The sequence below is a fragment of the uncultured Roseobacter sp. genome, from assembly GCF_947495025.1.
Classification (GTDB): Bacteria; Pseudomonadota; Alphaproteobacteria; order Rhodobacterales; family Rhodobacteraceae; genus Roseobacter.
In genome coordinates this window covers 486,219-499,101 of the sequence record NZ_CANLXG010000003.1, presented here as the reverse complement: position 1 = coordinate 499,101, position 12,883 = coordinate 486,219, and the positions used below count along the sequence as shown (strand labels likewise).

Sequence of the window (12,883 nt, the reverse complement as noted above, 5' to 3'; positions counted from 1 at the left end):
CGCGTGTGGTTACCATGCGCGGCTTTCGCGTGTCCGCTTGCCGGGCACAGGCCAATTTCTCTGCACAATCGAAAAGGGACATCTGATGTTCAAAAAGATCCTGATTGCCAACCGGGGCGAAATCGCCTGCCGTGTTATCAAAACCGCCCGCAAGATGGGCATCACTACGGTTGCAGTCTATTCAGACGCCGACAAACAGGCGCTGCATGTGCAGATGGCAGACGAGGCGGTGCATATCGGCCCGCCGCCTGCCAATCAGTCCTATATTGTGATTGATCAGGTGATGCAGGCCATCAAGGACAGCGGGGCCGGGGCCGTTCATCCCGGATACGGTTTTCTGTCTGAGAACGCGAAATTCGCTGAGGCTCTGGATGCGGCGGGTGTCGCTTTTGTCGGGCCACCCAAGGGTGCCATCGAAAAGATGGGAGACAAGATTACCTCAAAGAAGATTGCCCAGGAGGCCGGCGTCTCGACGGTGCCCGGGTATATGGGGCTGATCGGAGACGCAGATGAAGCCGTAAAGATCTCGACCGAGATCGGCTATCCGGTGATGCTCAAGGCCTCCGCCGGCGGCGGCGGCAAGGGGATGCGGATCGCCTGGAATGACGAAGAAGCCCGCGAAGGGTTCCAGTCTTCCAAGAACGAAGCGGCGAATTCCTTTGGTGATGACCGGATCTTTATCGAAAAGTTTGTGACCCAGCCGCGTCACATTGAAATCCAGGTGCTCTGTGATGCGCATGGCAACGGCATTTATCTGGGCGAGCGGGAGTGCTCGATCCAGCGGCGGAACCAGAAGGTTGTCGAGGAAGCCCCGAGCCCTTTCCTTGATGAAGCAACCCGCAGGGCGATGGGCGAGCAGGCCGTCGCTCTGGCACAGGCGGTGGGATACACGTCTGCCGGAACGGTCGAGTTCATCGTGGATGGCGACAAGAACTTTTATTTTCTGGAGATGAACACGCGTCTGCAGGTGGAACACCCCGTAACCGAGCTGATCACAGGTGTTGACCTTGTCGAACAGATGATCCGCGTGGCCAACGGCGAAAAACTCTCGATCGGTCAGAAGGATGTCACCCTTACGGGCTGGGCCATTGAAAACCGGCTTTATGCCGAGGATCCCTACCGTGGCTTCCTGCCGTCGATCGGGCGTCTGACGCGCTATCGCCCTCCCTCAGAGGTCGCCGCAGGACCGTTGCTGGAAAAGGGCACATGGCAGGGAGATGCGCCTGCCGGTGACATGGCCGTGCGTAATGATACCGGCGTCTACGAAGGCGGTGAGATCAGCATGTATTACGACCCGATGATTGCCAAGCTCTGCACCTGGGCGCCGACCCGTGCTGAAGCCATTGAAAAGATGCGTGTGGCGCTCGACAGTTTTGAGGTCGAGGGCATTGGGCACAATCTGCCATTCCTGTCGGCGGTTATGGATCATCCGAAATTCGTCTCGGGCGATATGACCACGGCCTTTATTGCCGAGGAATATCCCGACGGTTTCGAAGGTGTGGAGCTACCCGAAAGAGAGTTGCGCCGCATTGCCGCCGCCTGCGCTGCGATGCACCGCGTGGCCGAAGTGCGCCGTGCCCGTGTATCGGGCCGCATGGACAATCATGAACGCACGGTTGGTGATGACTGGAACGTTCGACTGAGTGGCCAGTCCTTTGATGTGGTGATCGACGCAAAGTCTGATGGCTCGACGGTACGGTTTGCCGATGGCGGCGGGCTGAAGGTTTCCGGCGACTGGACACCGGGCGATCAGCTGGCAGAGATGACTGTTGATAACAGCCCGCTCGTGCTGAAAGTCGGCAAGATCAGTGGTGGCTTCCGGATCCGGACCCGGGGCGCTGACCTGAAAGTGCATGTCCGCACGCCCCGTCAGGCCGAGCTGGCACGCAAAATGCCCGAAAAGCTGCCACCCGATACGTCAAAGATGCTGCTTTGTCCGATGCCCGGTCTTGTTGTGTCCGTCAGCGTGGCTGTGGGCGACGAGGTTCAGGAGGGTCAGGCGCTCTGTACCATCGAGGCGATGAAAATGGAAAACATCCTGCGGGCCGAGCGCAAGGGCGTGGTGTCCAAAGTCAACGCGGGCGCTGGCGACAGCCTCGCCGTCGATGACGTGATCATGGAGTTTGAATAACCCGCAGTGCAGGGAAGTGCTTTCATAAGCCTGCCGGAGCCCCGGATCCCGGCGTGTCAGCGGATCTCTTCTTTGCGCGCGCGGATTTCACGCTGCCGCACTGGCATCTTGTCGATGCTGCGCGAGATTTCCCGCACATCCCATGGAAATGGTTTTCGCAGTTTGACGCCGCCATCCTTGCCCAGAATAGCCAGCATGAACCCGCGCGGGCGCAGTCTGATGCGGATATCCGAGCGCGCGGCAGGGTCTGTGTCGGTGATAACCACCACATCCCGCTCGCGCAGCGCATCCGGGCGGGCGCGCAGCAATTCCATCTGCTCGATGAAAGCAGGGTCGTTTTCCGTATCAGCGAATACGACCACAGGTCGGTTTTTCCACTGGAATTGGCTCAAATTGACCTCATCCATGGTGAAAAACAGGGGATTCTCTTCGGGATCCCCGTTTGCTGACAAAGGTCCTGCAAAGGCAAAAATGCCAGTGAGAACAAGGGGTAGTATTGCTTTCATCGTTCCTCCTGCTGTTCTCTATATAATCCTGCCTGTGCGCGTTGCGATGGGCAAGGGCGGCAATTTTCCCATTAAATCTGCAGCAAGGGTTTATCGGGTATGAATATGGCGGTTCCGACACATCTGCCGTTCCTTGCGGCCCTTGCACAGCTGGCAAAATCAACATGGACGTGACACTGCATCCGGGTGCACACCGCACCGCAACAACCGGTTTCCAGGACTACATGCGCCGCCATTGCGAGCCGCTGGCGCAAGCTGGTGTTGCATTCCGGGGACCGGGGCCTGCACGCCGGGAGCTGTCCGCGGGGCTGCTCCCATCGGAACAGCCGAAGCCCGCGCGGCAGGCGCCGGCGGCAGATCATATCCGTCAGATGCTGGACGAAGCCCGCGGCAGTGGGACATCGCATCTGGTCATAAGCGATCAGAACATGATGGGAAGTATCGCGCAGAATATAAGCGCCTGTGCGCTCTATCCTGATGTCGGAGAGCGGATTTCCAGGTGCGCGGAGGCCTTTGAAGGCCAGGTATCGGCGGTCATGCTGTCGGTGCGCAGCCTTGATCTGTGGTGGTGCTCTGTCCTGGCCGCTGGAATTGCGTGTGGTCAGCCCATGCCCGGACAGAATGACCTTCAGCGCATTGCGCAGTCTGTGCGGGGGTGGCGGGATGTGATCACCGATATTTCCCATGCCCTGCCGGGTGTACCGCTGCGTGTATTACCGGCCGAGCAGTTTGCGGGACGACCGGACGCGCTGCTTTCTGCAGGTGCACAGATTAATGCGCCACGCGAGACATGCCGTCAGTGGCTGAACCGCGCGCCGGCTCTGCCGGAACTGCGCAGAGCCCTGCAGGACAATGGTGCGAACACTGGTCAGCTTCCTTTTGGCATGGGGCGCTGGAACCCGTTCGACAATGAACAACACGCCGCACTGCGCGAGCTTTATGCGGATGATATTATGTGGCTGACCGCCGGTGCGGATGGTCTTGCCACGCTGACAGAGGACGACGCCCGGACAAGAGCTGCGCAAACGCAGCCGGCCGGGGCGAGGATGGAAGGACACACAGATGAGCACGAAAAAGGACGAATGGCGCGCCCTGGCTGAAGCCGAACTGCGCGGCCGGCCTGTTGAAGACCTGACATGGAAAACCCTCGAAGGCATCGAGGTGCAACCGGTCTATACCGAAGAAGACGTGGCCGGGCTTGAACATCTGGGTACCATCCCGGGTGCAGCGCCCTACACCCGTGGCGTAAAGGCGACCATGTATGCGGGCCGGCCCTGGACGATCCGGCAGTACGCCGGTTTCTCGACGGCAGAAGAAAGCAACGCTTTTTATCGTCAGGCGCTGGCAAATGGTCAGCAGGGTGTTTCCGTTGCCTTCGATCTGGCAACGCATCGCGGTTATGACAGCGATCACGAGCGCGTGGTCGGCGATGTGGGCAAAGCCGGCGTCGCCATCGACAGCATTGAGGATATGAAAATCCTCTTTGACGGGATCCCGCTGGACAAAGTGTCGGTGTCGATGACCATGAACGGTGCCGTTATTCCGATCCTCGCGAATTTCATTGTCGCAGGCGAAGAGCAGGGCCATGACCGCTCTGTGCTGTCGGGTACGATCCAGAACGACATCCTCAAGGAATTCATGGTGCGCAACACCTATGTCTATCCGCCGGAGCCATCGATGCGGATCATCGCCGACATCATTGAATATACGTCAAACGAGATGCCGAAATTCAATTCGATTTCGATCTCCGGGTATCACATGCAGGAGGCGGGCGCGAACCTGGTACAGGAGCTGGCCTTTACACTGGCGGACGGGCGCGAATATGTGCGCGCAGCCATTGAGCGCGGCATGGATGTGGACAAATTTGCCGGACGGCTGAGCTTTTTCTTTGCCATCGGCATGAATTTTTTCATGGAAGCCGCCAAACTGCGGGCCGCCCGGCTGCTCTGGAGCCGGATCATGTCCGAGTTCAGTCCGAAAAATCCCAGATCCTCGATGTTGCGGACCCATTGTCAGACATCGGGCGTCTCGCTGCAGGAACAGGACCCGTACAACAACGTTGTGCGTACCGCGTATGAGGCAATGAGCGCGGTGCTGGGCGGAACCCAGTCGCTCCACACCAATGCACTGGACGAAGCGATTGCCCTGCCGACAGAATTTTCGAGCCGGATTGCGCGGAATACGCAGCTTATTCTTCAGGAAGAGACCGGGGTGACCAATGTCGTCGATCCGCTGGCAGGGTCCTATTATGTCGAAAAGCTTACAGCCGATCTCGCAGAGGCAGCCTGGAAACTGATCGAAGAAGTTGAGGACATGGGCGGCATGACCAAAGCGGTCGCATCGGGAATGCCCAAGCTGAGGATTGAAGAGGCCGCGGCGACCCGTCAGGCGAATATTGACCGGGGCACTGAAGTGATCGTAGGGGTCAACAAATACCGTCGCGACAAGGAAGATCCGATCGACATTCTCGATATCGATAACGCTGCCGTTCGCAAGAGCCAGATTGCGCGTCTGGACCAGGTGCGCGGCACACGGGATGCCGCGGCCTGCGACGCGGCGCTGGAAGAACTGGGCCGCCGGGCTGCTGAAGGTGGAAACCTGCTGGAGGCTGCGGTGGAAGCAGCACGCGCAAGGGCAACAGTTGGAGAAATCAGCATGGCAATGGAAAAAGTATTCGGCCGCCACCGTGCCGAGGTCAAAACACTGGCCGGTGTTTACGGTGCGGCATACGAAGGTGATGAAGGGTTCGCCGCCATCCAGAAGTCCGTTGAGGATTTCGCTCAGGAAGAGGGCCGACGACCCCGTATGCTGGTGGTCAAAATGGGCCAGGATGGTCATGACAGGGGCGCCAAGGTCATTGCGACGGCTTTTGCTGACATTGGTTTTGACGTTGACGTCGGACCGCTCTTTCAGACACCGGAAGAAGCCGCACAGGATGCGGTCGACAACGACGTGCATGTGATCGGGATCAGCAGTCAGGCCGCCGGCCACAAAACCCTTGCACCGCAGCTCGTCAAAGCACTGGAGGCCGCCGGTGCCGGAGATATTCTCGTGATCTGCGGGGGTGTCATTCCGCAGCAGGATTATCAGTTCCTCTACGATGCAGGCGTTAAAGCGATCTTTGGTCCCGGCACCAACATCCCCGAGGCAGCACAGGACATCCTGCGGCTGATCCGGGACGCCAGATCCTGAGGCGCGCCTGTGCTGCTTGACCATCTTGCCGTGTCCGGTCTCACTCTCGAAGAGGCCACGGCGCATGTCGAAGAGGCGCTGGGCGTGCGCATGCAGCCCGGTGGGCAGCATGATGTGTTTTTCACACACAACACGCTTCTGGGGCTTGAGGACGGTCTCTACCTCGAGGCCATCGCAACGAACCCCGCCGCACCTGCACCCGACCGCCCCAGATGGTTTGATCTGGACCGTTTTTCGGGATCGGCGCGTCTGACAAACTGGATCTGCCGATGCGACGATATGAGAGCCGGGCTGGATGCGCTGTCGTTTGACCCCGGCGCACCGGTGAAACTGAAAAGAGGCGATCTTCGCTGGACAATGGCCGTGCCTGCTGACGGTCGTCTGCCTTTTGACAATTGTGCGCCGGCACTGATCGAGTGGCAGACACCGGTTCACCCGGCGCAACGGCTGAAACCGGTTGGTGTGCGGTTGCGGCGCCTTACGATACAGCATCCCAGTGCAGATGACCTGGCCGCAGCCCTCGCACCGCACCTGGACGATGACCGCATTGCATTTCAGGTCGGATCTGTTGGGCTGTATGCTGATTTTGCCACCCCCGGTGGCGCCAGAACACTGGCCTCATGATCAGGTCGCCGCAACCGGGTGATGCGCCAGATATTGCGGCGCTGTGGAACCACATGATCCGCGAAACGCTCAACACGTTCACGACCGAGCAAAAGACAACCGGGGAAATACAGCAGATCTGTGCCGCGCGACAGGGCGCATTCCTGGTGGCCGAAAAGGATGGCGGTTTTGCAGGCTTTATGACCTTTGGTCCGTTCCGGTCCGGCCCTGGTTATGTTGCGACTGTTGAACACACGATCCTTGTGGTTCCGACAGCCGCAGGAACCGGTATCGCCAGAGAACTTCTGATCGCGGGCGAAAGCGCCGCTGCCCGGCAGGGTGCGCATGCGATGGTTGCCGGGATCAGTGCGACCAATCACAGGGCAATCGCCTTTCACAGCCGTGAAGGGTATTCCGAGGTCGCCCGGATGCCGGAAGTTGGTCGGAAAAACGATGTCTGGCTGGATCTTGTGCTGATGCAGAAAATTCTCGCCGCGTAACGTTGACGGCCTGACATACCCTGGCGCAGCAGATAAGATGCGCCTCATGTCGATCTGGTCCCGCATCACTGACGCACTCTCAGCACTGACAGCCGGCGAGGGGCTGTCTGCTGTTTTCGACCGTCTGCGCAGTCCGCCCGAGCGGTCGGTGGCTTTTGCGATTGCCGTTATCGCGCTGGGGGCCAAAATGGCCAAGGCCGACGGGCATGTCACGCGGGACGAAGTGACGGCATTCCGCGAGGTCTTCCATATCGCGTCGCGCGATGAACAGGGGGCTGCGCGTGTTTTCAATCTGGCCCGGCAGGACGTCGCAGGGTTCGAGGATTATGCCGCGCGGATCAGCGCAATGTTCAGCGCCGAGCCGGACACGCTCCGGGACCTGCTGGAAGGGCTTTTCCACATTGCCATGGCCGACGGGTTCTACCATCCCAACGAGAACGCATTCCTGGAACGGGTAACCGAAATTTTCGGTCTGCCCGAGACCGAATTCAATGCGCTGAGAATGCGTTTTGTCCCAGACGCACCGCTGGATCCCTATACGGTTCTGGGCGTCGCACCGGGAACATCCAAGGAAGAAATACGCAGGGCCTGGCGGCGACTGGTACGGGAGAACCATCCCGACGCGATGATTGCGCGCGGTGTTCCCGAAGAGGCCGTGCAACTGGCGCAAAAAAGGATGGCGGACATCAATCTGGCCTGGGAAGAAATCGAAGGCCGCGGCTGATGCGCGTCGCCACCTATAATGTTGAATGGTTCAACACTCTTTTTAATGATGACAATCAACTGGTGCCCGACGGCGACTGGTCCGCGCGCTACAAGGTGACCCGGGGTGCACAGGCAGATGCTCTGGGTAAAGTTTTCCGCGCGATGGATGCCGATGCCGTGATGGTTATCGAGGCACCCGATACGGGCGGGCGGCGAAATGCGGTTGCCGCGCTGGAAAATTTTGCGGCACATTATGAGCTCAGGACCTGCGAGGCGCTGACCGGATTTTCGAACGATACGCGCCAGGAAATCGCGTTGCTTTATGATCCGCAGATGCTGCAGGTCCGTCACGCGCCCCGCGCCGGCACAGATGCAGTTCCCCGGTTTGACGGTGTTTTCGGCATTGATCTTGACGTGGATGCGACGCGGGACAATGTACGTTTTTCCAAACCGCCGCTGGAACTGGATGTCGTGACCCGCGCCGGGACGGCCATCCATATGATCGGCGCGCACCTGAAATCAAAAGCGCCACATGGTGCCAGGAGCGATGCGGATGTGATGCGCATGGCCATTGCCAACCGCCGCAAGCAACTCGCGCAGGCGATCTGGCTGCGCGCCAGAGTTGACCAGGTGCTGGACGGTGGAGTCCCGCTTGTGGTTATGGGCGATCTCAACGATGGTCCCGGCCTTGATGAATTCGAAGGTCTGTTCGGTCGCTCTTCTGTCGAAATTGTTCTGGGGCAGGACGGAGGACTGCCGCTTTTTGACCCACACGCGGCCCAGGCGTTGTCTCAGCGTTTCGGTGCCCGGCCTACCACGTCAAGGTTCTGGATCAAAAAGGAAAAAAGGTACCTTCAGGCACTGCTGGATTATATCATGGTGTCCGGCAGCCTGCGTGATAACGCGCCTGTCTGGCGCATATGGCATCCACTGGACGATCCTGAGTGCTGGGCCGACCCCAAACTGCGCGAGGCACTGGTTACGGCCTCTGACCATTTTCCGGTGACGCTTGATCTGGACATCTGACATCGGAGAATCGCGGCAGATGCTGTATGCTGGCGCTATGTCACAGATGAATGCGATCATTTTCGCCGCTGCGCTGACGGCGCTCCCGGCACAGGCAGAAGAACAGGGACCGCCCTCAATGATGGAGCGGGGTCTGCAACAGTTTCTGGAAGGTCTGTTGCTGGAGGCGGAACCTGCTCTCGAAGGGCTTTCAGATTTCATGGCACAGATGGGCCCCGCGCTGACTGATCTGATGCGGCAGGTCGAGGACTGGTCTGTCTATGAAGCCCCCGAAATTCTGGACAATGGCGATATCATCATCCGGCGCAAACCGGCGGCTCCGGAAATCCCGAAGCCGGAGGATGACGAAACCATGCCTCCGTCGATCGACCTCTAGCGCTTCCGCCTGATTTCCACAGATGCCTGAAGCGATGCGGCCAGTGACATCAGGCGCGCTTCTGCGACCTCGCCGAAAAGGGGCACCATGTCTTCGGTCAGGCGCAGTTCCAGCAGTCTCTTTTTGGGGTACCACCGCAGCGTTCCCCGTTCGGCATCCTGGGTCATCCACAGCATGGCGCCAAAGCGCATGGCCTTGCCCAGAATCTCGGCATCCAGCCGCGTTTTCTCGTCGATCAGCTCATAGAGGTTCTCAAACCGCGTGCCTTCGCGTTTATTGGAATAGCGGTGCAGCAGTGCGAGCCCCAGAAATACCCGCTCGGAGTGCTTCAGGCCACCCAGATTGGCGCGGGTCGCGTTGTCAAAACAGGTCTCTGCACGGTAATCGGGATGGGCACGCCAGCTAACATCGTGCAACAGGCACGCAGCTTTGATCAGTCTGCGGCGCGCCTCCGGAACATTGCGGAAAAGCGGATGGATAAAGGCGTAGAGCAGTTTGCCGAAACCGGGCATCCGCGCATCCTTGGCTTCGGCGAACCGGCAGGCTTCGATCAGCGGATCACGGTCGCGCAACCGCTGCGGCATCTGCTCGTACAGCATGCCTTCGCGGATACCATAGCTGGACAGTGCGATGTCCTTGGGGCGAAACGTGCGCACCAGCCGCTTGAGAACCTCAGCCGCCAGAGGCACAAGGCTCATCCGCGCAGAGGAAATACCGCAGGCACTGCGCAGTTCGGACAGATCGGCGCTTTGTATATATTTTACGGTTGCGGTTACGCTGCGGGCGGTCATCCGGTACTCATGCAGAACGTGCAGCGGATACCCGCGCCGGTGCATGTCGATCCGCGCAATCGCCCGCCAGGAACCACCCACAAGGAACAACCGGTCACGCTGGTCGCCCATGACGTCGCGCATTTTTTCCAGGGTCTCGCGAATGTGTCGTTCGCGCCCTTTGCGTCCGCCGGAGATATCCCGCAGTTTCAGCGGCCCCAGCGAAGATGTCATCCGTTTGCCGACGCGGCCACCGCTGATTTCGGCCAGTTCCATCGACGAGCCGCCGATATCGCACACAAGGCCATAAGACCCCGGCCAGCCCAGCAGGACGCCCTGAGCTGAAAGACGGGCTTCTTCTTCCCCGTCGATCACCCAGATCCGCAGGCCGGTCTCGCGTCTGACTTCTTCGCAGAAGTCCGCACCGTCGCTGGCATCCCGCACTGCCGCCGTGGCCACAACCGTCAGCGCAGGCAGTCCCATGCCCTGCGCCAGGTGCTGGAACCTGCGCAGCGCACTGAGCGCACGCAGGCGGCCTTCGGGGTTCAGAACACCGGATTCAGACAGGCCCGCGCCAAGCGCACACATTATCTTCTCGTTGTAGAAATAGGCAGGTGACCGGGCGGCGCCATCGAAAACCACGAGGCGCACCGAGTTTGATCCGACGTCAACAACACCAACACGCGAGAGTGCGCGGGCGCTCGGATCCTCAAAAAGCGGACGGCCGAAAAGCCCCGCGTCCGGGTGTGCCGCATCCTGCGCGACGGGGGCGGGGGTATCCGGGTGCTGATTCATAGAGTGTCCGCAGCTTCGCCGACACCCTGTGCAAAATCGTGGCCTGGGTCAATGCGGTGCTGACGGGACGCGGCAAAAAGCCTGTCAGTCTTCGGTATGTGTCAGTTTGGGAACATCTGATGCGCCGGCCGACCCCCGCCCGGAAAGCGAGGGGTTTTCCATAAAAAACCGGTGACAGTTAAAGGCAAAGGTTCCCTCCTGCAGGGGGGGGCGGATAAAGGTACCATCCGGGTTCATGACCCAGCTCTGTGCGACATCTGCCAGATTGGCCGCCATGATCTGGCCAACAATCTGCGCTTTGACCGTAGCATTGTCGATCTCGACAAGCGTTTCAACGCGGCGGTTCAGATTGCGTCCCATCCAGTCCGCAGAAGAGATAAATACGCGCGCTTTTTTATGTGGCAGGCCCGCGCCGTTGCCAAAACACACGATGCGTGAATGCTCGAGGAACCGGCCGACGATAGACTTTACGCGGATGTTTTCGCTCAGACCGCTGATGCCCGGTCGCAGACCACAGATGCCCCGGATTACCAGGCTTATGCTGACGCCGGCCTGGCTGGCAGCATAGAGCGCATCGATTACTTCGCTGTCGATGAGCGAGTTCATCTTGGCCCAGATGACGGCTGGCTTTCCGACCCGCGCGTGCTCTGCTTCGGCTGCTATCAGTTCAAGCAGGCGCGTTTTCAGCGATATCGGCGAGATCGCGAGGTTGTCCAGCTGTTCAGGCTGGGCGTATCCGGAAAGGTAATTGAACACTTTCGTGGCGTCACGGCCAAGGCGTGTGTCGCAGGTGAAAAAGGACAGATCGGTATAAACCCGTGCGGTGATCGGGTGGTAATTGCCTGTGCCATAGTGCGTGTAGGTAATCAGCTGATTGCCTTCGCGACGCACCACAGTCGAGATCTTTGCGTGGGTTTTCAGATCAAGAAAACCATAGACCACATGTGCGCCCGCGCGTTCAAGGCGCCGGGACTGGCGTATATTGGCGGCCTCGTCAAAGCGTGCTTTGAGCTCTACCAGTGCCGTGACCGATTTGCCCTCTTCGGCGGCTTCACAGAGCGCTTCGACGATCGGGCTGTCGCGTGAAGTTCTGTACAGCGTCTGCTTGATGGCAACGACCTTGGGGTCGCGCGCTGCCTGTTGCAGAAAGCGCACAACCATATCGAAGGTCTCATAGGGGTGATGCAGCAGCATATCCTTGTTGCGGATCGCGGCGAGCATGTCCCCGTCAAAGTCAGTGACCCGCTCCGGTACCCGCGGCGTAAAGCTGGGCCACAGAAGGTCCGGGCGGCTGTCGAGCACCAGTTCGCTGAGATCTGCCGACCCGATCATGCCATCAATCTCGATGACTTCCTCGGCGCCAACGCCAAGCTCTTCCATGATCACGGCCTTGAGTTTCGTGGGAGCACCCGCAGAGTGGGTCAGCCGCACGACCTCGCCACGGCGCCGGCGTTTCAGAGCTACCTCGAACTCGCGCACAAGGTCCTCGGCCTCTTCCTCGACTTCAAGATCGCTGTCCCGCAGCACCCGGAATTCAAAGTGATCCATCAGGCGATAACCCGGGAACAGCCCCTGAACATTCATCACCAGCAGTTCTTCCAGCGGCAGAAAACGGTGGTGCCCCTCTGGTGCGGGAAGTGCGATAAAGCGGTCGATCTGGGCCGGAATTGGCAGAAGCGCCTGCAGGGGCCGCTTGTCAGAAATCCGTTCAAGCTGCAGCGCCAGCGCATAGCCTGTGTTGGGGATAAACGGAAAAGGGTGGGCGGGGTCAATCGCCAGAGGTGACAGAACGGCAAAGACCTGTGTCAGGAACACGTCCTCAAGGTAAACCCTTTCCTCGTCAGACAGATCACCGTTGCGCAGAACGGAGATATTCTGTTCTTCCATTTCCGTCAGCAGCGTTACCAGGACTTTCTGCTGTGTTTCCATCAGGCTGCGGGCATTCTGGTCAATCAGCACCAGTTGCTCTGCCGGGGTCAGACCGTCGGCGCCCGGCGTCGTATTTCCCGCATGGGCAAGTTCCCTCAGACCTGCGACGCGGACGGTGTAGAATTCATCCAGGTTATTGGCTGAAATCGACAGAAAACGCAGGCGTTCGAGCAACGGAACCCTGGGGTTCTCTGCCTCTTCGACCACGCGCCAGTTGAACCCGAGCCAGCTGAGTTCGCGATTGAAGAACCGCGCTTTGCTGCATGGGTCAAGCTCCGGAACGGATACGGGTGCGGGGAAATCAGCTGACAGAAAATCGGCGTGGGTCATGCGGGCCTTGTGCGTGAAAT

At 59.4% G+C, this 12,883-nt stretch carries 11 protein-coding genes; 8 read left to right on the top strand and 3 right to left on the bottom strand.

Annotated features, from left to right (window positions below; genetic code table 11):
* The first annotated feature begins 85 nt into the window (after nucleotides 1–85).
* Nucleotides 86–2,131 carry an acetyl/propionyl/methylcrotonyl-CoA carboxylase subunit alpha gene (locus tag Q0792_RS16610; protein ID WP_298843336.1) on the top strand — a complete coding sequence of 682 codons (2,046 nt, stop codon included), beginning with the start codon at nucleotides 86–88 and terminating at the stop codon, nucleotides 2,129–2,131.
* Nucleotides 2,132–2,187: 56 nt separating this feature from the next.
* Here the strand turns inward: Q0792_RS16610 and Q0792_RS16605 are convergent, their stop codons facing one another.
* Nucleotides 2,188–2,637: a DUF4174 domain-containing protein gene (locus Q0792_RS16605; RefSeq protein WP_298843331.1), complete on the bottom strand. Its 450-nt coding sequence runs from the start codon at nucleotides 2,635–2,637 to the stop codon at nucleotides 2,188–2,190.
* A gap of 164 nt (nucleotides 2,638–2,801) precedes the next feature.
* Here Q0792_RS16605 and Q0792_RS16600 point away from each other — a divergent pair, with 164 nt between their 5' ends.
* The 7 genes from Q0792_RS16600 to Q0792_RS16570 are packed head-to-tail and all read left to right on the top strand — an operon-like array spanning nucleotide 2,802 to nucleotide 9,039.
* Complete coding sequence (locus Q0792_RS16600) at nucleotides 2,802–3,737, top strand: hypothetical protein (RefSeq protein WP_298843329.1); 936 nt, start codon at nucleotides 2,802–2,804, stop codon at nucleotides 3,735–3,737.
* A complete protein-coding gene (scpA, locus tag Q0792_RS16595) occupies nucleotides 3,700–5,829 on the top strand; it encodes a methylmalonyl-CoA mutase (RefSeq protein ID WP_298843326.1) in 2,130 nt (709 codons plus the stop codon). Before Q0792_RS16600 ends, scpA begins: the two co-directional genes overlap by 38 nt.
* Before the next feature lie 9 nt (nucleotides 5,830–5,838).
* Nucleotides 5,839–6,453: a VOC family protein gene (locus Q0792_RS16590; protein WP_298843323.1), complete on the top strand. Its 615-nt coding sequence runs from the start codon at nucleotides 5,839–5,841 to the stop codon at nucleotides 6,451–6,453.
* The gene (locus Q0792_RS16585; RefSeq protein ID WP_298843320.1) at nucleotides 6,450–6,932 is read left to right on the top strand and encodes a GNAT family N-acetyltransferase; all 483 of its coding nucleotides are present in this window, start codon (nucleotides 6,450–6,452) and stop codon (nucleotides 6,930–6,932) included. Before Q0792_RS16590 ends, Q0792_RS16585 begins: the two co-directional genes overlap by 4 nt.
* A gap of 46 nt (nucleotides 6,933–6,978) precedes the next feature.
* The gene (locus tag Q0792_RS16580) at nucleotides 6,979–7,656 is read left to right on the top strand and encodes a molecular chaperone DjiA (protein WP_298843317.1); all 678 of its coding nucleotides are present in this window, start codon (nucleotides 6,979–6,981) and stop codon (nucleotides 7,654–7,656) included.
* Nucleotides 7,656–8,663, top strand: coding sequence for an endonuclease/exonuclease/phosphatase family protein (locus tag Q0792_RS16575; RefSeq protein WP_298843314.1), 1,008 nt, complete (start codon nucleotides 7,656–7,658; stop codon nucleotides 8,661–8,663). The genes Q0792_RS16580 and Q0792_RS16575 overlap by 1 nt, the downstream gene beginning before the upstream one ends.
* A 19-nt stretch (nucleotides 8,664–8,682) precedes the next feature.
* Nucleotides 8,683–9,039, top strand: coding sequence for a hypothetical protein (locus Q0792_RS16570; protein ID WP_298843312.1), 357 nt, complete (start codon nucleotides 8,683–8,685; stop codon nucleotides 9,037–9,039).
* On the opposite strand, the gene Q0792_RS16565 is transcribed toward Q0792_RS16570, so the two are convergent.
* Both Q0792_RS16565 and Q0792_RS16560 read right to left on the bottom strand, forming a co-directional pair.
* On the bottom strand, nucleotides 9,036–10,604 hold the full coding sequence (locus tag Q0792_RS16565; RefSeq protein WP_298843310.1) for a Ppx/GppA family phosphatase: 1,569 nt from the start codon (nucleotides 10,602–10,604) through the stop codon (nucleotides 9,036–9,038). The two genes, Q0792_RS16570 and Q0792_RS16565, sit on opposite strands and share 4 nt — an antisense overlap.
* An 84-nt stretch (nucleotides 10,605–10,688) precedes the next feature.
* On the bottom strand, nucleotides 10,689–12,863 hold the full coding sequence (locus Q0792_RS16560) for an RNA degradosome polyphosphate kinase (protein ID WP_298843307.1): 2,175 nt from the start codon (nucleotides 12,861–12,863) through the stop codon (nucleotides 10,689–10,691).
* Nucleotides 12,864–12,883 lie beyond the last annotated feature (20 nt).